We start from the raw sequence: 21,257 nt of genomic DNA, 5'->3' as shown, positions 1-21,257 counted from the left end.
AGTCTTCCTCCCCTGCGTCGCGCGAGCCATTCGCGCAGCGTGGTCGTCTCTCGAGGAAGAGTGAGCGGCGTGGATACGCGTCATCGTGCGCAGGAACATCGAATGAGCGAACGCCATCTGCCTGCGCGGACCTGTGCCGCGCAGCCATATCCTCCCCGTCTGCGTCGCCGACTCGAAAGGTCAGCTTCAAATGAATGCTATTCAAATAAATGCAGACGGCAACTACTAAGATTCAATCGAAATTTGGGCTCTTCACTGATCCGGAGGGTTGGGGAAAAGCATTGAAAGCAAGGCTGGCGCATGCGTGCGTCTGTGTTATCGATGGGTGATTCCGCGACGCGGCATGAATCGAAAAGGGGCAGGGGTAATGGCGAGTAGAGACAGCAGGTCGGACAAGGCGCTTCAGATGCGGATTGTTGACGCGCTGGTCCACCGGATTGGCAAGGATAGCCAAGCTGCGCTGCCACACGACTGGCTTGCCGCGACGATCTATACCCTGCGCGACGAGATCATCGAGCGGTGGATGGAATCGTCCAAGGCGGCTCATGCTGCAGGTGCGAAGAGAGTCTATTATCTCAGCCTGGAATTCCTGATCGGACGGTTACTGCGCGATGCGTTGAGCAATCTGGGCGTGGTGGAGGAAGTTCGCGCCGCGCTGGCCGAACATGGCGTGGACCTGGACGAGATCGTGGAGATCGAACCGGATGCTGCGCTGGGCAATGGCGGCCTCGGCCGTCTCGCTGCCTGCTTCATGGAGAGCCTCGCGACGCTCGACATCCCCGCTTATGGCTATGGCATCCGCTATGTGAACGGCATGTTCCGCCAGCGCATCGATGATGGCTGGCAGGTCGAGCTACCGGAAAACTGGCTGGCCCATGGCAATCCCTGGGAGTTCGAGCGGCGGGAGAGCGCCTATCGCGTCGGTTTTGGCGGCGAAGTGGTCGGCGATGTCGATGGGCGCGTCGAATGGCATCCGGCCGAGAAGGTCATCGCCATGGCGGTCGACACCCCCGTGGTTGGCTGGCGCGGACGTCGCGTGAACACGCTGCGCTTGTGGAATGCCTTCCCGGTCGATCCGCTGCGGCTCGATGCCTTCAATGCTGGCGATCATGCCGGCGCGCTGGCCGAACAGGTGCGCGCCGAAAGCCTGGTGCGCGTGCTCTATCCCGCCGATTCGACCCAGGCGGGGCAGGAACTGCGGCTGCGCCAGGAATATTTCTTCTCGTCGGCCTCCATTCAGGACATCGTGCGGCGGCATATGCAATATCATGGCGATATCCGCACCTTGCCGGACAAGGTCGCCATCCAGCTCAACGATACCCATCCGGCGGTGTCCGTCGCGGAACTGATGCGCCTGTTGATGGACGATCACGGGCTGGAACTGGCGGATGCGTGGACCATCACGCGCGCCACCTTCGGCTATACCAACCACACTCTGCTGCCCGAGGCGCTGGAGAGCTGGCCGCTGCCGCTGTTCGAGCGGATGCTGCCCCGGCATATGCAGATCGTCTACGCCATCAATGCGCTGGTGCTGCGTGAGGCGCGGGCCAGTAAGCAGCTCGACAATGCAGCTATCTCCGCCATTTCCGTGATCGACGAAAATGGCGAGCGTCGCGTGCGCATGGCCAATCTCGCCTTTGCTGGCGCGCACAGCGTCAATGGCGTCGCGGCACTGCATACCGAGCTGATGAAGCAGACCGTTTTTGCCGATCTTCACCGGCTCTACCCGGACCGGATCAATAACAAGACCAATGGCGTGACGCCGCGGCGCTGGCTGCTGGAGTGCAACCCCGGCCTCACCGCGCTCATTCGCGAGACGATCGGCGATGGGTTCATGGACGATGCCGAGAAGCTCCACGAGCTGAACCGGTTCGCTGATGATGCGGCTCTCGGCGAGCGGCTGGGCGCCATCAAGCGCGCCAACAAGGAGGCGCTGACGCAGCATCTGCGCGAGCATATGGGTATCCGCCTCGATCCCTCCGCGCTGTTCGACGTGCAGATCAAGCGCATCCACGAATATAAGCGCCAGCTCCTCAATCTCATCGAGACGGTGGCGCTCTACGACCAGATCCGCAGCCATCCGGAGATCGACTGGGTGCCGCGCGTCAAGATTTTCGGCGGCAAGGCGGCGCCGAGCTACCATAATGCCAAGCTCATCATCAAACTGGCCAATGACATCGCCCGGCGGATCAACAGCGACCCCTCGGTGGGCGGGTTGCTCAAGGTCGTCTTCGTGCCGAACTACAATGTGAGCCTCGCCGAGAAGATCATCCCGGCGGCCGACCTCTCCGAGCAGATTTCCACCGCCGGCATGGAGGCATCCGGCACCGGCAACATGAAGTTCGCGCTCAACGGCGCGCTGACCATCGGCACGCTCGATGGCGCCAATATCGAGATCAAGGACCGGGTGGGCGATGACAATATCGTCATTTTCGGTCTGACGGCGGATGAAGTCGCGCACCAGCGGGCCAATGGCTATAATCCGCGCCAGATCATCGAGGAGTCGCGCGAGTTGCAGCAGGCGGTGTCAGCGATTGCCTCGGGCGTTTTCTCGCCGGACGACCCCAACCGTTATGTCGAGCTGATCGGCGGCCTGTATGACCATGACTGGTTCATGGTCGCAGCCGATTTCGAGAGCTACAGCCAGGCCCAGCGCGCTGTCGATGCGCGCTGGTCAAACCCCGCGGGTTGGCAAAGTGCAGCACTGCGGAACATTGCGAACGTTGGTTGGTTCTCCTCAGACCGCACCATCGCGGAATATGCCAAAGACATCTGGGGAGTTATGTGAAGCCGCCCAAAGCGGCCCTTGAAGCCTTGCTGGCTGGCACCCATGCCGACCCCTTTTCGTTGCTCGGGCCGCACGAAGGGCCGACTGGCATGTTCGTGCGCGCTGTCGTGCCGGGTGCCGAGCAGGTGGACGCCTATAATCTGGCGGGCACGCGGCTGGGCACGCTGGAGCGCGTCGATGCGCGCGGTCTGTTCGAAGGCGCCGTGTCGGGACCGCGTCAGCCCTTGCGCTATCGTGTGAAGGGGCAGGGGGCAGAATGGACAATCACGGACCCGTACAGCTTTGGGCCGGTTTTGGGCCCGCTTGACGATCTGCTGATCGGGGAAGGCACACACTTCCGATTGTTCGACAAGCTTGGCGCGCATCTCATTGAACATGAAGGCGCCAGTGGCGTTCACTTTGCCGTCTGGGCGCCCAATGCACAGCGCGTGGCGCTGGTCGGCGACTTTAATGATTGGAACGGCCAACGCCATGTGATGCGCCGCCGCAGCGACAATGGCGTGTGGGAAATCTTCATGCCCGGCCTGGGGGTGTGGGAGGCGTATAAATATTTGATCGTCGGGCCGGACGGCACGGTCCAGCCGCTCAAGGCCGATCCGTTCGCCTTCGCCTCCGAACTTCGGCCGAAAACCGCGTCGATGACCTTCTCTCCTGCCAAGCCGGACTGGGGGGATGCCGCCCACCGCGCGCATTGGGCCTCGGTCGATCCGCGCCGCGTACCGGTGAGCATCTACGAGGTTCACCCCGGGTCTTGGCGGCGGGACGAGGACGGCTGGTTCCTGTCATGGGACCGGATGGCCGAGGAACTGATCCCCTATGTGGCGGACATGGGCTTCACGCACATCGAGTTCCTGCCGGTCTCCGAGCATCCCTATGACCCGAGCTGGGGCTACCAGACCACCGGTCTTTATGCGCCTTCGGCCCGCTTCGGTGATCCGGCCGGCTTTGCCCGCTTTGTCGATGGCGCCCACCGCGCCGGCCTTGGCGTGCTGCTCGATTGGGTGCCCGCGCATTTCCCGACGGATGCGCACGGGCTGGCCCGCTTCGACGGCACGGCGCTCTATGAGCATGAAGACCCGCGCCAGGGCTTCCATCCGGACTGGAACACCGCGATCTACAATTTCGGCCGGCGCGAGGTGGCGAGCTTCCTCGTCAACAATGCGCTGTTCTGGGCCGAGCGCTATCATGTCGACGGATTAAGGGTCGATGCCGTCGCCTCCATGCTCCACCGCGACTATAGCCGCGAGCCGGGTGCATGGGTGCCCAACGCGGAGGGCGGGCGCGAGAACTGGGAGGCCGCGGCCTTCCTCCAGACCATGAACAAGGCGATCTACGGCGCCCATCCCGGCATCATGACCATTGCCGAGGAATCCACCACATGGCCGGGCGTCACGCATCCCGTGCATGACAATGGCCTGGGTTTCGGGTTCAAGTGGAACATGGGCTTCATGAACGATACGCTCAGTTACATGGCGCGTGATCCGATCCACCGGCGGTACCATCACGAAGAAATCACCTTCGGGCTGACCTACGCCTATACCGAGAATTTCGTGCTGCCGCTCAGCCATGACGAGGTGGTCCACGGCAAGGGCTCGCTGCTCAACAAGATGGCTGGCGATGATTGGCAGAAATTCGCCAATCTGCGCGCTTATTATGCCTTCATGTGGGGCTATCCCGGCAAGAAGCTGCTGTTCATGGGGCAGGAGTTCGCCCAGCGTCGCGAGTGGAGCGAAGCGCGGGCGCTTGACTGGGAGCTGCTGGACGCGCCTGCCCATGCCGGCATCCGGACGCTCATTCGTGATCTCAATGGCTTGTATCGCTCTCTTCCCGCGCTTTATCAGCGCGATTGCGAGGGCGAGGGCTTTGAATGGCTGATCGTGGACGATCGCGAGAATTCGGTGTTCGCCTGGGTCCGCAAGGCACCCGGCGAGGCGCCTGTCGCGGTGATCGCGAACATGACGCCGGTGGTGCATTATGATTATCGCGTGCCGCTGCCGCATGATGGCGTCTGGCAGGAGGTGATGAACACCGATGCCGCGATCTATGGGGGCAGCGGTGTCGGTAATTTGGGTGCGGTGCAGGCCGAGAAAGGCGTGGCGAGGATGACCTTGCCGCCCCTCGCCACGATCATGCTGCACGGAGAGGATTGAGGCGTCTGCCGTCATAATGGCGCGCCAGAGGAAGGAGTGGGAACAGGTGACACAAAGAGAAGGCCGCAAACAACCTCTGGCACGCGATGCGATGGCTTATGTCTTGGCCGGCGGGCGCGGCAGCCGCCTGATGGAACTGACCGACAATCGCGCGAAGCCTGCGGTCTATTTCGGCGGCATGTCCCGCATCATCGATTTCGCGCTCTCCAATGCGATCAACAGCGGCATCCGGCGCATCGGGGTGGCGACGCAGTACAAGGCCCACTCGCTCATCCGCCACATGCAGCGCGCCTGGAATTTCCTGCGCCCCGAGCGCAACGAGAGCTTCGACATCCTGCCCGCCTCGCAGCGCATCGACGAGTTTCACTGGTATGAGGGCACAGCGGACGCGGTGTTCCAGAACATCGACATCATCGCCAGCCACGCGCCCAAATATATCGTCATCCTGGCGGGCGATCACATCTACAAGATGGATTATGAGCTCATGCTGCAGCAGCATGTGCAGGAAAATGCCGATGTGACCGTCGGCTGCCTTGAAGTGCCGCGCATGCAGGCGACGGCCTTTGGGGTCATGCATGTCGATGACAAGGGCCAGATCACCAGCTTCCTTGAGAAGCCGGCGGACCCGCCGGCCATGCCCGGCAAGCCCGATGTCGCGCTCGCCTCGATGGGCATCTATGTCTTCACAACCGAATTTCTCTTCGAGCAACTCCGCCGCGATGCCGACGATCCGGAGAGCAAGCGCGATTTCGGCGGGGACATCATCCCCTATATCGTCAAGCACGGCAAAGCTGTCGCTCATCTGTTTTCATCGAGCGCGATCCGCGCCGCCGAGCAGATCGAAGAATATTGGCGCGATGTCGGCACGCTGGATGCCTATTGGGAAGCCAATATCGACCTGACCGACGTCGTGCCCAAGCTCAACATGTACGATCGGGACTGGCCGATCTGGACCGACCAGATCATCGCTGCGCCCGCCAAGTTCGTGCATGATGAGGAAGGCCGCCGGGGCATGGCGGTGAGTTCGCTCATCTCGCAGGATTGCATCGTCTCGGGCGCCGAGGCGCATCGCAGCCTGCTCTTCACCGGGGTGAAGATGGGCAGCTTCGCCAGCGTGAAGGAGGCGGTGATCCTGCCTTATTGCAACATCGGTCGCGGTGCGCGGCTCAAGCGGTGCATCATCGACAGCGGCGTGCGCATTCCGGAAGGTCTGGTCGTCGGCGAAGATCCGGGCCTGGACGGGCAGCGGTTTCGCCGCACGGAAAGCGGCATCTGTCTGATCACCAAGGCGATGATCGACCGGCTGGACTAGCGTCTTGCGGCGCGCGCAGCACTTGCGCGTGTCGAACCGGATTTTTCATCCTTTGCCTTAAGGCGTGTCGCCGTCCATCGGGTTGTTACGAACATGACAGAGCTTTCCGTCCTCTCCGCCGCGTCCGAATGCTGGCCGCTCATCAAGACCGGTGGCCTTGCCGATGTGGCCGGGGCCTTGCCGGCGGCGGTGGCGCCGCATGGCGTGGCGATGACGCGCTTTCTGCCGGGCTACCCCTCCGTCTTGAAGGCCCTGCCGCGCAAGCGCACCGTCTTCCGCTATGACTCGCTGCTCGGCACGCCGGCGCGCATTCTCGCTGCCAAGCATGAGGGGCGCCCGCTGCTGGTGCTCGATGCGCCCGGCTTTTTCGAGCGCGACGGCGGACCTTATGCCGATGCCATGGGGCGGGACTGGCTGGACAACGGCCTGCGTTTCGCCGCCTTCGCCAAGGCCGCAGCCGATCTCGCCGCCGGGCGCACAGGGCTCAAGCCGTTCGATGTGCTCCACGCGCATGATTGGCAGGCCGGGCTCGCGCCGGCCTATCTGGTCTATTCCGGAGATCAGGCAACAAGACCCGCCAGCGTGATGACCATCCACAACATGGCATTCCAGGGCTGGTTCGACGCAGCTTTCTTTGCCCGGCTGGACCTGCCGCCTGTCGCATGGTCGATCGAGGGCGTGGAATATCATGGAGGCGTGGGGATGCTGAAGGCGGGGCTGGTCCTCGCCGATGCGATCACCACCGTGAGCCCCGGCTATGCCGAGGAAATCCGCCGGCCGGAATTCGGCATGGGGTTGGAGGGGCTGGTCGTCGGCCGGCAGGACCGCATGCATGGCATCGTCAACGGCATCGATGCCGCCGAGTGGAATCCGGCCAAGGATGCAGCGCTGGCCGCGCCATTCACGGCGGACGACCTCTCCGGTCGCGTGGCCAACAAGCGGGCGATCGAGGCCGCCTTCGGGCTGGAGAGCGGCGATGGGCCGCTGTTCGTCGTCATCACGCGGCTCACCTGGCAGAAGGGCATGGACGTGCTGCTGGAGGTGATCGATCACCTCGTTGGCCTCGGTGGCAGGCTCGCGGTGCTCGGCAGCGGTGATGCTGCAATCGAGGCCGGACTTCATGCCGCCGCCGGCCGCCACCCCAGTCGCGTCGGCATTCGCATCGGCTATGACGAGCCGCTCGCTCATCTGATGCAGGGCGGGGGCGATGCCATTCTCATTCCCTCCCGGTTCGAGCCCTGCGGTCTCACGCAGCTTTACGGTCTGGCTTATGGCTGCGTGCCGGTCGTCGCGCGCACCGGCGGGCTGGGCGATACGGTGATCGACGCCAATGAGGCCGCGATGAACGCGGGGGCAGCCACCGGCGTGCTGTTCTCGCCGGTCGATTATCAGGGCCTTGCAGCGGCGATCAGCCGCACGATCCGCCTTTATGGGGCGGGAGCGCCCTGGCGGCCGATCCAGCAGGCGGGCATGAAGACGGACAATAGCTGGGGACGGAGCGGCGCTGCCTATGCTGCGCTCTATCGGCAAATCAAGGAGCAGAGATGACGATCACGCGCGTTCCCACTACGCCGTTCGAAGGCCAGAAGCCCGGCACATCCGGCCTGCGCAAGAAGGTGCGGGTGTTCCAGCAGGCCAATTACGCCGAGAATTTCGTCCAGTCGGTCTTCGATGCGATTGACGGCAAGGATGGCGCCCTGCTCGTGATTGGTGGCGATGGGCGCTATCATAACCGGACGGTCATCCAGCAGGCGATCCGCATGGCCGCCGCCAATGGCTTTGCGAAGGTGATGGTGGGGCAGGGCGGCATCCTCTCGACGCCTGCCGCCAGCCACCTCATTCGCAAATATGGCGCGCTGGGCGGCCTCATCCTCTCTGCCAGCCACAATCCCGGGGGGCCGGACGAGGATTTCGGGATCAAGTATAATGTCTCCAATGGCGGGCCGGCGCCGGTGAAAGTGACCGAGGCAATCTACACGCGTACGCAGACCATCACCCAGTGGCAGATGGTGGAAGCCGGCGACATCGATCTCGATGCGTTGGGCACCGTCACGGTCGGCGGCATGGCGGTCGAGGTGGTCGATCCTGTGGCCGATTATGCCGATCTCATGGAGGAGCTGTTCGACTTCGCCGCCATTCGCGCCATGGCCGCGGGCGGTTTCACGCTCGCCTTCGATGCGATGAGCGCGGTCACCGGCCCTTATGCGACCGAGATTTTCGAGCGACGCCTGGGCTTTGCGCCCGGCACCGTCCGCAATGGGACACCGCTGGAGGACTTTGGCCATCATCACCCAGACCCCAATCTCGTCCACGCCAAGGTGCTGTACGATCTGATGATGAGCGCGGACGCCCCCGATTTCGGCGCGGCGTCGGATGGCGATGGTGACCGCAACCTGATTATCGGAAAGGGGCGCTTCGTCACGCCGTCGGATTCGCTGGCGATGCTGGCGGCTAACGCCCATCTCGCCAAGGGCTATCGCGGCGGCCTCAAGGGCATTGCCCGCTCCATGCCGACCAGCGCAGCGGCGGATCGCGTGGCGGAAGCGCTCGGCATCCCGAGCTTCGAGACGCCGACCGGCTGGAAATTCTTCGGCAATCTGTTGGATGCCGGCATGGCGACCATCTGCGGCGAGGAAAGCGCCGGCACGGGCAGCGACCATGTCCGCGAGAAGGACGGGGTGTGGGCCGTGCTGCTCTGGCTCAACATCCTTGCCGAGCGCAAGATCAGCGTCGATGCTCTGGCTCGCGATCACTGGGCGCGCTTCGGCCGCAATTATTATGCGCGGCACGATTATGAGGGCATCGAGACGGAGAAGGCCAATGCGCTCATCGAGGCGCTGACGGCGGCGCTCCCCGCGCTGCCCGGTGCGCGCTTCGGCGCGCTCACCGTCGCGGCGGCGGACAGCTTCTCTTACGCCGATCCGGTCGATGGCTCGGTCAGTGCCAATCAGGGCCTGCGCGTGCTGTTCGAGGGCGGTTCGCGCGTGGTGTTTCGTCTCTCCGGCACGGGCACGGAAGGCGCGACGCTGCGCGTCTATCTGGAGCGTTACGAGCCGGTTGGCGGCACGCTGGATGAAGAGACGCCTGCGATGCTGGCGGAGCTGATCGCAGCGGCAGAGGCGATTGCTGGTATCGCGCGCTTTACGGGCCGCACTGCCCCGGATGTCGTGACATGAGGCGGCGCACCTTTGCTTCGCAGGCGTTTAGGGCCTGAATGTACGGCGTTCACCTCACCCGCGAGGGCGCGACATTCTCCGTCTGGGCACCCGATGCCACTGCCGTCACCCTGTGCCTGTTCGACGAGGATGGGCACGAGCATTGCCATGCCATGGCCCAACAAGCCGATGTCTGGCAGGCGCAGATTGCCGGGGCTGCTGCCGGCCAGCGTTATGGTTTTCGCGCTGACGGCCCATGGGCACCGGAGCAGGGGCTGTGCTTCGATCCCGCCAAGCTGCTGGTCGATCCCTGGGCGAGCGCCATTGATCGGCCTTTTGTCTACGATCCCCAGCTTGCCGAGCGCGGCGTAGAGACGGCGCCGCTGGTGCCGCGCAGCGTCGTCACCGCGCCGCTGGCCGATGTCCCGCCAGCGCCGCCGCACTTCCGCCAGGGCGCCCTGATCTACGAGTTGAACGTACGCGGTTTCACCATGCTGCATCCGGACGTACCACCGGCGCTGCGTGGCACGGTGGCGGCGCTCGCACACCCGGCGGTCATCGCACACCTCCAGAAGCTGCATGTCGGCGCGGTCGAACTGATGCCGATCGTCGCCTGGATCGATGAGCGGCATCTGGTCGCGCGTGGGTTGGCCAATGCCTGGGGCTACAACCCGATCGCGCCCATGGCCCTCGATCCCCGGCTTTGTCCCGGCGGCATGGCGGAATTGCGCGAAACGGTGGCGTGCCTGCACGAGGCTGGCATCGGCGTCATTCTCGACCTGGTGTTCAACCACACTGGTGAGAGCGACCGGATCGGGCCGACCCTGTCCATGCGCGGGCTGGGCGAGCGGAGCTATTATGCGCTGGAGGCCGATGGCGACCTCGTCAATGTCGCCGGCACCGGTAACACGCTTGATTTTACCCAGCCTGCCGTGCGGGCGCTCACGCTGGAGACGCTCCGACGCTTCGTGCGTGAGGCGGGCGTGGATGGCTTCCGCTTCGATCTCGCGCCGATTCTGGCGCGCGGCCCGGCGTTCGATCCGCAGGCGCCAATCTTCGATGAGATCGCGCGCGATCCCTGGCTGGCGGATCGTATCCTGATCGCCGAGCCATGGGATATCGGCGCGGACGGTTATCAGCTTGGCCGCTTTCCTGAGAGTTGGCTGGAGTGGAACGACCGCTATCGCGACGATGTGCGCCGCTTCTGGCGTGGCGACGGCGGGATCGGCGCCTTCGTCACGCGTCTCGCCGGATCGGCGGACATCTTCGGCAAGCCGAGCCGGAGCGTCAATTTTTTGGCGTCTCATGACGGCTTCACGCTCGCCGATACCGTGGCCTATGTCCATCGTCACAATCTCGCCAATGGTGAGCATAATCGCGACGGACATGGCGAGAATTTCAGCTGGAACCACGGTGTCGAGGGACCGAGCGACGACCCGGACGTGATCGCGGCGCGCGGGGACGATCTGCGGGCCTTGCTCGCGACGCTCTTTGCCTCGTCCGGGACGATCATGCTCACCGCCGGCGATGAATTTGGCCGCACTCAGCAGGGCAACAACAACGCTTATGCGCAGGATAATCCGCTCTCCTGGATTGCCTGGCATGATCGCGATGCCGCACTGGAAGCCTTTGCCTGCGCGCTCTCCGCCGCGCGCGCGGCGGATCTCGATGCGTTCGCGACATTTCCTGAGGGCGGCCGCTGGTCCCGGGCGGACGGGGCGGGTATGAGCGTTTCCGAATGGGAATCGGCCGAGACCGGCTTTGTCCGCTACGAGGCGGACTTGCCGAATGGTCGCCGCTTCACGCTCCTCGTCGACCGCGCGCAGCGCCGACTCATTGTTGACATTGTCCGGCTTTGAGTGAAAACCGGGCGGGGAATGGGGAATCATTCCGCGCAAAGCGAAGGGCCAGCGGCCTGGCGCAGCAGCACGGAACACCCTGATGGGCATAACAGGTCAGTCTCCCGTCGGATGACCGGAGCGAGGAGTGGATTGCATGAAGGATTTAAAGGGCCAACTGGCTTTCATCACCGGTGGCGCTTCGGGTGCCGGCTTCGGCCAGGCAACCGTGTTCGGACGCGCCGGCGCTGAGATTGTTATTGCCGATGTGCGCGCGGAAGCTATCGACGCCGCCCTTGAGAAGCTGCGGGCAGAGGGCATCCGCGCCCACGGCATCAAGCTCGATATCATGGACCGCGACGCCTATGCGAAGGCAGCGGACGAGGTCGAATCCGTTTTCGGGCGCGCACCGACGATCCTGTCCAACACCGCTGGCGTCAACAGCTTCGGGCCGATCGAGAAGACGACCTATGATGACTTTGACTGGATTGTCGGCGTCAACCTCGGCGGCGTCATCAATGGCATGGTCACCTTCGTCCCGCGCATGATCGCGGCGGGTGTGCCGGGGCATATCGTGACAGTGTCCTCGCTCGGCGGATTCATGGGCAGCGCGCTGGCCGGCCCATATTCGGCGGCAAAGGCGGCAAGCATCAACCTGATGGAAGGCTACCGGCAGGGTCTGGCGCAATATGATATTGGCGTCTCGGTCTGCACGCCGGCCAATATCCGCTCCAACATCGCCGAGGCGAGCCGCCTGCGTCCTGAGAAGTTCGGGTCGAGCGGCTATGTCGAGAATGACGATTCCATCGCCTCCCTGCACTCGATCCACCAGCACGGGCTCGATCCCGAGAAGCTGGGCGAGGCGATCATGAAGGGCATTCAGGAAAACGCGCTCTACATCATTCCCTATCCGGAAGTGCGCGAGGGGCTGGAGAAGCATTTCCAGGCGATCATCGAGTCCGTCGCGCCGATCGAGAGCGACCCCGAGGGCGCGCGTCTGCGCACCGAGGCGCTGATCAATTGGGGCCGCGACCGCACCCGCGTCTTCGCTGACGGCAAGAAGGGCGAATAATATCGCATTGCGCGATCGAATTGCGCTGGGGCGCCATGCGAAGCCATGGTCGCGCTAAGAACTATCGGAGAGAAACATGACCCTCAAATTGTACAGCTTTGGCCCCGGCGCCAATTCGCTCAAGCCGCTCGCGACGCTCTATGAGAAGGGCCTCGAATTCGAGCCCGTGTTCGTCGACCCCGCCAAATTCGAGCAGCATTCGGACTGGTTCAAGAAGATCAATCCGCGCGGCCAGGTGCCGGCGCTCTGGCATGATGGCCAGGTCGTCACCGAATCCACCGTAATCTGCGAATATCTTGAAGACGTGTTTCCGGATGCCGGCACATCGCTGCGCCCCGCCGATCCGTTCAAGCGCGCGGAAATGCGCGTGTGGACCAAATGGGTGGACGAGTATTTCTGCTGGTGCGTCTCCACCATCGGCTGGGCATTCGGCATCAAGGCAATCGCCCAGAAGATGACCGACGAGGAGTTCGAGGATCATGTCACCAATAAGGTGACGATCCCCGAGCAGCAGGTGAAGTGGCGCCGCGCCCGCAACGGTTTCCCGCAGGAAATGCTGGACGAGGAGTTCCGCAAGGTCGACGTGTCGGTCCAGCGGCTGGAGGAGACGCTCTCCAAGCAGGACTATCTGGTCGACAGCGGCTTTAGCCTCGCAGACATCTGCAACTTCGCTATTGCCAATGGTCTCCAGCGTCCCGGCGGCTTCTTCGGCGACTATGTGAACGAGCAGAAGACGCCCGGCCTGTGCGCCTGGCTGGCGCGCATCAACGAGCGTCCGGCGATCAAGGCCATGTTCGAGAAGGCCAAGAGCGAGGATCTGCTCAAGGCCAAGCCGCAGCCCGCGGCCTGAACCGCGGCGGCAATCAGACACAGACGACGAGGCGCACCGGGCATGACGCAGGATCTCACCATCTACCACATTCCCGGCTGCCCCTTCTCGGAGCGCATCGAGATCATGATGGCGCTCAAGGGCGTGGCGCTGAAGGATGTCGAGATCGACATCTCCAAGCCGCGCCCGGACTGGCTGCTGGCCAAGAGCGGCGGCACCACGGCGCTGCCGCTGCTCGATGTAGAGAATGGCGAGAGCCTTAAGGAGAGCATGGTCATCCTGCGCTATCTTGAGCAGCGATACCCGCAGCCTGCCGTCGCGCATCCCGACCCGTTCCACCACGCCGTCGAGGGAATGCTGGCGGAGCTGTCCGGCCCGTTCTCGGGCGCGGGTTACCGCATGATCCTCAACCGCGATGCCGACAAGCGCGAGGAAATGCGCGCGGCTGTGGACGCGGAGTTTGGCAAGGTGGATGCGTTCCTGCGCCGCTACGCCACGGGCGTCGACTTTCTGTTCGAGGATCGCTTCGGCTGGGCGGAGGTCGCCTTCACGCCGATGTTCAAACGGCTGTGGTTCCTCGAATATTACGAAGATTATGAGGTGCCCGCCCAGTTCGACCGGGTGTTGCGCTGGCGCGCGGCCTGCGTCGCGCATCCGGCCGCCCAGCACCGCAGTCATGAAGAGCTGATCAAGCTCTATTATGATTATAGCCAGGGCGGCGGCAACGGTCGCATACCCGAAGGGCGCGCCATTTCCAGCTTCTCCCCGGATTTCGACTGGCGCAACCGCCCCATGCCTCCCCGAGACAAATGGGGCCGCCCCGCGACCGATAAAGAACTGGGCCTTGCCGCTTAACCCGCAAATTGCTTAGCATGCTATGATCTGATTGCCACATCCTTCATGCTTTCTTGGCAAGATGCATCTTCGGGCCATGACATGAGGAATTGTTAACCATAATGAGGGACTTGGCCTGTGGGAGCGAGCAGGCCGGTCGGCTTCCCGAGAGCCGGTGTGGGTATCGCCTTGGGGGATCTGGTTTGTCACGCCGCAAGTGGCTGATCTTTGGATATGCGTGTCTGGCCGGTGCAGCCTTGCCAGCGCCGGCACAGGGGCAGCCTGCAGACCAATCGCGCGGCTCCGTTTACGAGGCCGCTTTTTTTAGCCCCTCCGCACCCAGCAATGCGCTGGAGATGATCTCCCTGGTGCCCGGCTTCACACTGGACGAAGGCGATGCCGAGATTCGCGGTTTTCGGCAGGCGGCAGGTAATGTCGTGATCAATGGCCGACGGCCCAATGCCAAGAGCGAGACGCTCGGCACGCTGCTCTCGCGCATACCCGCCGCCCGCGTCGTCCGCATCGAACTCGCCTCGGGCGATCGGTTCGGGACGGATTATGCCGGTCGCGCGCTGGTCGCCAATGTCGTGCTGTCGCAGGAGGGCGGGCTCGCCGCGACGGTTGAGACGACCTTGCGCCGGGAATATCGCGGCGCGATCCTCCCGGAAGCAAGCATCTCAGCGCTGTGGAATCGGGGCGCTTCGACTTTCAACGTCGCACTCGCCGTTAAAAATGCTGCGACATCGGAGGAGGGGTTCGACCAGCTGGTCGCGCTGCCCGGCGGGGCCGAGCAGGAATATCGCGAGAAGTTCAGCCGCTTCCGCAATCCCCAGCCGTCCGGCTCCGTGCGGTGGACGTTGAACGAGGGGGAGCATCGCACGGTCAATCTTAGCGCCAGTCTCAACCTCAATTATGATGACCTGACGCAAAGCAGCTTTGTACAATCCGCTAATGGATCCGAGCGCAACGACGCCCTTGTGCAGCGTTGGTTTACCCGCACCATGGAAGTCAGCGGGGATATCACGCGCCCGCTCGGTTCGGGCGGCATCAAGCTGCTCGGTCTGGCCTCCCGGCGATATCGCAGCCTGCGCGATCAAGCGACCGAGGCCAGTCTGGCAGGAGACGATCTGGGCGGCCTTTTTCAGAACCAGCATGACTGGCGGGACGAGACGCTGGCGCGCCTGAGCTGGAATGGCACGGCATTCTCGGGCTGGACCGTCGAGACAGGCGTGGAGGGCGTCCGCACCCGGCTGGATGGCCAAGTGGATCTGTTTTCCGTCGATCCCGATGGGGCCGTCACGGTTTATGATCTGCCCGTCAGCCACGCGGTGGTGACGGAGGATCGCGGCGAGGCCTTCGCCAATGCGGGCCGGCCGCTGTCATCCCGGCTGCGGATCGATTTGGGCCTTGCCTATGAACGCTCGCGCCTCAGCGTAAGGGGCGATGTCAGCGCCCGTCGGACCCTCGACTTCGTCAAGCCCAAGGTCGCGCTGGATTGGCGTGACGGCGCCTGGCACAGCCAGATCAGCGCCGAACGGACCGTGGCGCAGCTCGATTTCGAGGATTTCGTCAGCGCCGCGGAGCTTTCGGCGGACCGGGTGAACGGTGGCAATCCCGATCTCCTCCCGCAACGGGCCTGGGAGTTCAAGCTGAGCGTTGATCGCGCCTTGCCGGGTGACGGGCGCATCACGCTCGATCTGGGCTATGATTTCATCGCAAAGGTTCAGGACCGCGTGCCGACGCCGGAGGGGTTCGATGCGCCGGGCAATCTGGGGGACGGCACCCAGTTCAGCGCGGCGGCCAATATCGATCTGCCGCTCTCCCGGCTGGGCGTCAAAGGCGGGCGGCTCACCCTTTATGGCTCCTACATCGATACCTCCGTGCGGGATCCGTACACGCTGCGCTATCGCCCCTTTTCCGGCTATGCGCCCTTCTACTACGAGGCGCGCTTCCGGCAGGATCTGGGCCGCTTCGCCTGGGGCACGAGCATGACCGGCAATAGCGGGTCGGACAGCTATCGGATCGACGAGGTGGACTTCAACCGGGGGATCGCGCCCAATGTCGCCGCCTTTGTCGAATATCGCCCGAATTCCCGTTGGACGGTGACGCTCGGCAGCGAGAACCTGCTGGATGGCGGCAAGCGGCGCGTGCGCGACTTCTACGATCCGGATCGGCGCTCGCTGATGCCCTATGAGCGCGAACTGCGTCATCGCGAGAGTCACCTGGTCGCATATCTGACCATCAAGCGCAGCATCCGGTAGCCGCTCCCCAAGGGGCGAACAAGGGCCGATCCATCCTGTGTTCAGGCGCGCCATGCCATGGATCTTTCAGGTCGGCGCGGCATTGTAACGGTTCACGGACGCGCTGACGCTGTAACTGTCCGTGCCAGTCAGGCATTGCCGAGCCGGATGATGTCATGCAGATAGGCTTTCAGCTTGTCGCAACGGGCCTCTGCGCCCTTGTCGGTACCGGCTTTGAGCCGGGCCTTTGGTAGTTTGAGCCAGTGCGGATCGCGTGCCATGCGGTGCGGGGTCTGCCCGGTGCAGGAGAATGAGTGCTGATGACACTGAGTGTGTTGCTTGCCGCGGCGGCGGCCGCAGGATCGCCGCAATATATCCCGTCCAGCCCCACGCTGGGGATGGCCGAAGGGCGCTGCCGCGCGAATGAAAGCGGCCCGGCCTATATGATCAACATCAACGGGTTGAAGGACCGTCAGGGTCTGGTTCGCGTTGAGCTTTATCCCAATAGCGACGAGGATTTCCTCGCCGACGACAATGTCCTGCTCATGGCGGGCAAGCCCTTCCGTCGCGCCGAGATGAAGGTGCCGGCCAGCGGCCCGGTCGTGCTGTGCATCCGCGCGCCGAGCGCGGGCACCTACACGCTGAGCCTGCTGCATGACCGCGATTCCAACCGAAAGCTCGGCCTGTCGGTGGATGGCGTCGCTTTTCCGGGTGATCCCAAGCTGTGCTGGGGCCAGCCCAAGGGCCGCGATGCGCGGGCGACCGTCGGCAATGGCCCGACCACGATCAACGTCACCATGCAATATCGTCGCAGTCTGGTCTGCTTTGGCCCGCTGAAGAAGTAGCGGAAAGGGGAGGGCTGGCCTAGCCGCCCTCGCGATTCAGGCTGCCAGCGTGCCCGTCCGTCGCACGACGGGATTGTCGACGAGCTGCTGATAATAAGCGAACAGATCGGCGAAATGCTCGTCGATGGTGCGCACATGTTGCGCATAATGGAGGGCTTTGGCGCGCACCTCTTCCTTGGGCGTGGCAATGAAGTCCAGGATCGCCTTGGCTGCGGCTGTGGGATCGGCTGATTTGTACAGCCACCCTTCGCACAAGCGGGCGTGATCCGCAGCGCCGCCACGATCCGGCATGATGAGGGGCAGGCCGGCCGCACGCGCCTCACCGCCGACGGTGCAGAACACCTCCGCCTCGCAGCCATGGATCAGAGCATCGCAGCTGGCGAAAAGACGCGCGACTGCCTGCCTGTCCGAGATTGGTGAGAGCAGATGGACGTGCGGGATTTGCGCGGCGGCGCGGGCCACACGCGCGCGATCGCGCCCATCGCCGGCAATCACGAGGCCGACCGGCGCCTTGTTCCCCGCCATGGTCACGGCCTGGATCACCATAGGCCAGCGCTTCTCCGGGCCGTGCCGCCCAGCCCCCAGCAGCAGCGTTGCTTCGGGCGGCAGGTCGCAGCGCGCAAGGAGGCGCGCGCGCAACTCTTCATCTCGAAAGTCCGGAGAGAAAATGCCTGGCTGGACGCCCATGGGATTGGTCACGACCCGTTTCATCCCACCCGCCAGCAGGCGATTGGTCTGGTCCTCGCCAGTCGTGATCGAGCCGTCGAACAGCTGGTCCATTCGCTTAAGGTGGCGCCAGAACATGCCGAAAGCGCGGTCAATGGCCGGACGGGGCAGGAAAGGATCGAACCAGCGATAGGCATAAGCCGACATGGGATCGGCATGCATCACCAGCGCCCGCGGTGCTTTGCCTGGCCACTCACCTACAAAGCGGGCGCTGCGCCAGGGCGAGGAGCATTCGACGACGTCGGGTTCGAGTTGGCTCAGCGTATCGTGCAACGTGTCGACGTCGCGGAAATAATGGTAACGCCGGTCCAATGGAAATTGAGGGTTCTCCAGGTAGATGATCCGCGCATTGGGGCCATGATCCTCAACGCGGAACCCCGGCCCTGGTGCGATCACCACCACCTCATGCCCCGCCGCAGGTCCGGCGAGAAGCTTGCGGTCGATGTAGGTTTTTACGCCGCCTCCATAGGGCGTGTAGAAGGCGGCGACATCCACAATGCGCATGGATGTCACCCGGCGCGGGCGCACATGGCGTCCACCTTGTCGCGCGATCCTGCCATCAGGCCCGCTTTTCTTTTCTGCCAACCCTGATCGTGGCGAGATCACCGATGGCCAGCACCGCACCGATGACGAGATGGGTCAGCAGGATGAGGGTGGTGATGAGCGCGATGAGAATGTGGATCTCGCTGTCTTGCCCGACCGCGAACACGGCGACCGCTGCGAAGATGATATCCTTGTTGCTGATCAGTGGCAGGCGCGAGAGCAGCATTCGCACCGTGGCCAGCACCAGCCACCACCCCAGCGCCACGTCCGGCAGGGCCAGGCTCCACACCACCGCGAGCAGGACGTTGCCGACCAGCAGTCGCGCGAAATGCAGGCCGGAAATGGCCCAGAGTTGCGTGCGCGTGAGGCTGAAGATGCGCTTGCTGAACACGAAAACCAGCAGGGAGACGACCATGATGACGCCGACCGATGCGGCCAGGGCGGAACTGGTGATGCCGAGGTTCAGGCTCTTCGCATAAGGATAGACCAAGGCCATCATCGCGAGCGTGAAGATGTTGGACACCACGGCGGAGAGGATCGCGACGTCCTTGACGGCGCCGAAGGGCGAACCCTCCATTTTGATCTTCTTGCGTGCCCAACTGTAGAAATAGGCCTCGCCGAGATAATCGACGATCAGCTCGTTGGTGACGTTCTTGCGCGCAAGGGCGACGAGGCCTTCGCCCGGAATATGCCAAAGCCAGCGGAAGATGATGAAATCAAAGGCCAGGCCCGTGAAATAATAGCCGAAAAAGGCGACCCAGAACAAAGGATTGGCCGGGATGGTCTGCAACAGATCGTCAAGGCGGAACGAGCGGAACTGCCAGATGACAACCGCAAGAATGGCAATGGACAGCGCCGGGGTGATCCACACCCACCACGAGGTCTGGCGGACAGGAAGCGGGATCGGGTCTTTGGAAGGATCGTCGCTCGACGGAGCAGGGGCTGGTGTCTGCATGTGTGTTTGCTTACTTGATAAGGCCCGATCGCGTCCGCGCTGCGGATAGCAACAATCTGGCCGGGGTCAAAGTCTATTTCCCCACAACACGGCGGAAGAGGGCGATCCACTTCTCTAGCGTCGCCTCCATCGTGAACAGGGATGCACGCGCGCGCATGGCGGATATCTGCGGCTTCTGGTCGCACACGCGATCCATGGCGGCGGCGAGAGCCGAGACATCCTTGATTGGAACCAGCGTGCCCACATCCTCCATCATCATCGGCATGGCGATGGTGCAATCCGTCGCGACGATGGGAATGGCGGCTGCCAGCGCCTCCGCGATGACCGCCGGCACGCCTTCGAAGTCCGAGGACAGGATGAAGGCGTCGGCCTGCGCAAACCAGGGGTCGACAGGGTTGTGATGGCCGGGAAGGCTAAGCTGCGCGGCGACGCCGAGCGCCTGCGCCTTCGCTTCCAGTGTGGCGCGGAGGGGGCCTTCACCCACGATCGTCAGCCGGTCGTCCGGCCGCGCGATCCGTGCAAAGGCATCCAGCAGCAGCTCGAAGTTCTTTTGCGGGAAGAGGCGCCCCACGCCGAGGAAATGCCGGCCCGGGTGATTGCGGGGCGTGGCGTCGCGCAGAGTGGCCAGACGCTGCGCCACCGCCGCCGTCATCGAGGCATTGTGAATGATGGCGATCCGCTCAGGTGGGACGCCCATCTCGGTTTCGATCTCGTCACGAACCGGCGGCGCCATCGCGACAACAGCCGCATAGATATGGCTGTGGCCATGCATGATGAACCGGCTCAGCCGCCGTCGCAGCGGGCTGCTGTGGCGCTCGTCGAGGCTGTTGCTCGGGCGCAGCACGATGGGCGGGCAGCTCTTGCCCAGAACAAGGCGCGTGACCGCAGCCACCGCCATCAGCCCGTTGCTGGGGAAGAACAGCACATCGGGCTTCAACCGCCGCACAATGCCCGGCAGCTTGATCATCATCCAGAGGCTCTCGGTCTCGATCCGCGCGAGCCGGCCCGGGGGCGGGATGATATAGGGGACGTCCGGCGCCTCTTCCTGCAGCCGGCCTTCCCACCGGCCAAGCGCGATGCGGGCATCGAGCCCAGCCTCTCGCCAGGCCTTGGTAAAGCGCAGCAGATCGCGCTCGACCCCGCCCGGTTCGAGGCTGTGGAGCACGCTCAGGACGAACAACGGCCTCTCGTCACCCATCAGGCGGCAAGATCCGCGTAGCGCGCGGGCGTGTGAGTGCGCATGAACTTGCTGTAGGTCGCGTCGATGCTGTCGAGCAAAGCGGGTACGGTGGTGTCAGGCGGATGCACCGCGATGCGAGCATTGGGCAGCGCCCAGGGCGCGGCGCGGGCGGCGGCGGCGACGATCAGCGAACTGGCGATCCTGCCCTTCGTGCGGCTGGCCCAGGTGATGACCGGCCCCTTGGCGACGACAAGGCCCGTTTCCGGCTGCCAGACCTTGAGATGATCCTCGGCGAGCGGGAAGCCGCAATCGGCGAGCGCCTGCAGGCTATCCTGCGAGTAGAGCCAGGCCGGGGCGATGAACCCGGTCACGGGCCGGCCGATAGCGTCCTCCACGATCGGGCGACCACGCTCCAGCCGGCGACGCGCTTCCTCCCGCGAGAGCTGCGCGAACTCACCGGCGCCGGCCGTCATGTGCTTCTGCATGAAGCCCTTTTCGCGGGCATCGTCGCGGTGGCACCAGCCGTGCAGAAACATTTCCACCCCGGCATCGGCCCAACGGCGCAATTTGCCGGCAAAGGCGGCATTGCCGGCGAGCGGCGCCTTGTCTTCGAAATCGGGCACCACCAGCATGGCGATGCGCGGACCACCGAGCAGGCCGCTCAGGCGGTCGAACAGCGCATCGACTTCGCTTTCAAAATGCGGCGTCACATCATGGATCGAGGCGAGCAAACGAGGCATGGGCGAGCCGTTACACCCTTTCCCGCGCGCCGTCACGCCCCACCGCATGG

The 21,257-nt window shown here is 63.8% G+C and carries 16 protein-coding genes; 11 read left to right on the top strand and 5 right to left on the bottom strand.

Features of this window, described 5'->3' with window-relative positions; all coding sequences use genetic code 11:
- Nucleotides 1-367: 367 nt before the first annotated feature.
- The 10 genes from M2336_RS15985 (at nt 368) to M2336_RS15940 (ending at nt 16,239) form a co-directional block, all read left to right on the top strand.
- Nucleotides 368-2,788 (top strand): glycogen/starch/alpha-glucan phosphorylase, encoded by a 2,421-nt coding sequence (locus M2336_RS15985; protein ID WP_264570845.1) that lies wholly within the window; start codon nt 368-370, stop codon nt 2,786-2,788.
- Nucleotides 2,785-4,938, top strand: coding sequence for a 1,4-alpha-glucan branching protein GlgB (gene glgB / locus M2336_RS15980; protein WP_264593199.1), 2,154 nt, complete (start codon nt 2,785-2,787; stop codon nt 4,936-4,938). Before M2336_RS15985 ends, glgB begins: the two co-directional genes overlap by 4 nt.
- 46 nt (nt 4,939-4,984) lie before the next feature.
- Nucleotides 4,985-6,250 (top strand): glucose-1-phosphate adenylyltransferase, encoded by a 1,266-nt coding sequence (glgC, locus tag M2336_RS15975; RefSeq protein WP_264570843.1) that lies wholly within the window; start codon nt 4,985-4,987, stop codon nt 6,248-6,250.
- A 93-nt stretch (nt 6,251-6,343) separates the two neighbouring features.
- Entirely contained in the window at nt 6,344-7,798 is a 1,455-nt protein-coding gene (glgA, locus tag M2336_RS15970) for a glycogen synthase GlgA (protein WP_264593198.1), read from the top strand.
- Nucleotides 7,795-9,426, top strand: coding sequence for an alpha-D-glucose phosphate-specific phosphoglucomutase (locus M2336_RS15965; protein ID WP_264593197.1), 1,632 nt, complete (start codon nt 7,795-7,797; stop codon nt 9,424-9,426). The genes glgA and M2336_RS15965 overlap by 4 nt, the downstream gene beginning before the upstream one ends.
- 38 nt (nt 9,427-9,464) lie before the next feature.
- Entirely contained in the window at nt 9,465-11,264 is a 1,800-nt protein-coding gene (gene glgX / locus M2336_RS15960; protein WP_264593196.1) for a glycogen debranching protein GlgX, read from the top strand.
- Between the two features lie 136 nt (nt 11,265-11,400).
- On the top strand, nt 11,401-12,315 hold the full coding sequence (locus M2336_RS15955) for an SDR family NAD(P)-dependent oxidoreductase (RefSeq protein ID WP_181560166.1): 915 nt from the start codon (nt 11,401-11,403) through the stop codon (nt 12,313-12,315).
- A gap of 76 nt (nt 12,316-12,391) precedes the next feature.
- Complete coding sequence (locus tag M2336_RS15950; protein ID WP_264593195.1) at nt 12,392-13,165, top strand: glutathione S-transferase family protein; 774 nt, start codon at nt 12,392-12,394, stop codon at nt 13,163-13,165.
- Nucleotides 13,166-13,207: 42 nt separating this feature from the next.
- Entirely contained in the window at nt 13,208-13,999 is a 792-nt protein-coding gene (locus M2336_RS15945; protein WP_264593194.1) for a glutathione S-transferase family protein, read from the top strand.
- A 335-nt stretch (nt 14,000-14,334) separates the two neighbouring features.
- On the top strand, nt 14,335-16,239 hold the full coding sequence (locus tag M2336_RS15940; protein WP_264593193.1) for a TonB-dependent receptor: 1,905 nt from the start codon (nt 14,335-14,337) through the stop codon (nt 16,237-16,239).
- A gap of 128 nt (nt 16,240-16,367) precedes the next feature.
- On the opposite strand, the gene M2336_RS15935 is transcribed toward M2336_RS15940, so the two are convergent.
- Entirely contained in the window at nt 16,368-16,499 is a 132-nt protein-coding gene (locus M2336_RS15935) for a hypothetical protein (protein WP_264573236.1), read from the bottom strand.
- Nucleotides 16,500-16,538: 39 nt separating this feature from the next.
- Here M2336_RS15935 and M2336_RS15930 point away from each other — a divergent pair, with 39 nt between their 5' ends.
- Nucleotides 16,539-17,063 carry a DUF2141 domain-containing protein gene (locus M2336_RS15930; RefSeq protein ID WP_181560162.1) on the top strand — a complete coding sequence of 175 codons (525 nt, stop codon included), beginning with the start codon at nt 16,539-16,541 and terminating at the stop codon, nt 17,061-17,063.
- 36 nt (nt 17,064-17,099) lie between these two features.
- On the opposite strand, the gene M2336_RS15925 is transcribed toward M2336_RS15930, so the two are convergent.
- The 4 genes from M2336_RS15925 to M2336_RS15910 all read right to left on the bottom strand — a co-directional run bounded on the left by M2336_RS15925 (nt 17,100) and on the right by M2336_RS15910 (nt 21,207).
- The gene (locus M2336_RS15925; RefSeq protein WP_264570836.1) at nt 17,100-18,293 is read right to left on the bottom strand and encodes a glycosyltransferase; all 1,194 of its coding nucleotides are present in this window, start codon (nt 18,291-18,293) and stop codon (nt 17,100-17,102) included.
- A 55-nt stretch (nt 18,294-18,348) separates the two neighbouring features.
- The gene (locus M2336_RS15920) at nt 18,349-19,287 is read right to left on the bottom strand and encodes a hypothetical protein (RefSeq protein ID WP_264573235.1); all 939 of its coding nucleotides are present in this window, start codon (nt 19,285-19,287) and stop codon (nt 18,349-18,351) included.
- A gap of 73 nt (nt 19,288-19,360) precedes the next feature.
- Complete coding sequence (locus M2336_RS15915) at nt 19,361-20,485, bottom strand: glycosyltransferase (RefSeq protein ID WP_264573234.1); 1,125 nt, start codon at nt 20,483-20,485, stop codon at nt 19,361-19,363.
- A complete protein-coding gene (locus tag M2336_RS15910) occupies nt 20,485-21,207 on the bottom strand; it encodes a DUF2334 domain-containing protein (RefSeq protein WP_264573233.1) in 723 nt (240 codons plus the stop codon). The genes M2336_RS15915 and M2336_RS15910 overlap by 1 nt, the downstream gene beginning before the upstream one ends.
- Nucleotides 21,208-21,257: the final 50 nt, after the last annotated feature.

This window comes from Sphingobium sp. B1D7B (genome assembly GCF_025961965.1).
Taxonomy (GTDB): Bacteria; Pseudomonadota; Alphaproteobacteria; order Sphingomonadales; family Sphingomonadaceae; genus Sphingobium.
This window is presented reverse-complemented; position numbering and strand designations above follow the sequence as displayed.

Excerpts from the sequence above, each read along its gene's own strand:
- M2336_RS15985 (WP_264570845.1), top strand. The coding sequence starts at position 368 with ATGGCGAGTAGAGACAGCAGGTCGGACAAGGCGCTTCAGATGCGGATT.
- glgA (WP_264593198.1), top strand. The coding sequence starts at position 6,344 with ATGACAGAGCTTTCCGTCCTCTCCGCCGCGTCCGAATGCTGGCCGCTC.
- M2336_RS15965 (WP_264593197.1), top strand. The coding sequence starts at position 7,795 with ATGACGATCACGCGCGTTCCCACTACGCCGTTCGAAGGCCAGAAGCCC.
- glgX (WP_264593196.1), top strand. The coding sequence starts at position 9,465 with ATGTACGGCGTTCACCTCACCCGCGAGGGCGCGACATTCTCCGTCTGG.
- M2336_RS15955 (WP_181560166.1), top strand. The coding sequence starts at position 11,401 with ATGAAGGATTTAAAGGGCCAACTGGCTTTCATCACCGGTGGCGCTTCG.
- M2336_RS15950 (WP_264593195.1), top strand. The coding sequence starts at position 12,392 with ATGACCCTCAAATTGTACAGCTTTGGCCCCGGCGCCAATTCGCTCAAG.
- M2336_RS15945 (WP_264593194.1), top strand. The coding sequence starts at position 13,208 with ATGACGCAGGATCTCACCATCTACCACATTCCCGGCTGCCCCTTCTCG.
- M2336_RS15940 (WP_264593193.1), top strand. The coding sequence starts at position 14,335 with ATGATCTCCCTGGTGCCCGGCTTCACACTGGACGAAGGCGATGCCGAG.
- M2336_RS15935 (WP_264573236.1), bottom strand. The coding sequence starts at position 16,499 with ATGGCACGCGATCCGCACTGGCTCAAACTACCAAAGGCCCGGCTCAAA.
- M2336_RS15930 (WP_181560162.1), top strand. The coding sequence starts at position 16,539 with ATGACACTGAGTGTGTTGCTTGCCGCGGCGGCGGCCGCAGGATCGCCG.
- M2336_RS15925 (WP_264570836.1), bottom strand. The coding sequence starts at position 18,293 with ATGCGCATTGTGGATGTCGCCGCCTTCTACACGCCCTATGGAGGCGGC.
- M2336_RS15920 (WP_264573235.1), bottom strand. The coding sequence starts at position 19,287 with ATGCAGACACCAGCCCCTGCTCCGTCGAGCGACGATCCTTCCAAAGAC.
- M2336_RS15915 (WP_264573234.1), bottom strand. The coding sequence starts at position 20,485 with ATGGGTGACGAGAGGCCGTTGTTCGTCCTGAGCGTGCTCCACAGCCTC.
- M2336_RS15910 (WP_264573233.1), bottom strand. The coding sequence starts at position 21,207 with ATGCCTCGTTTGCTCGCCTCGATCCATGATGTGACGCCGCATTTTGAA.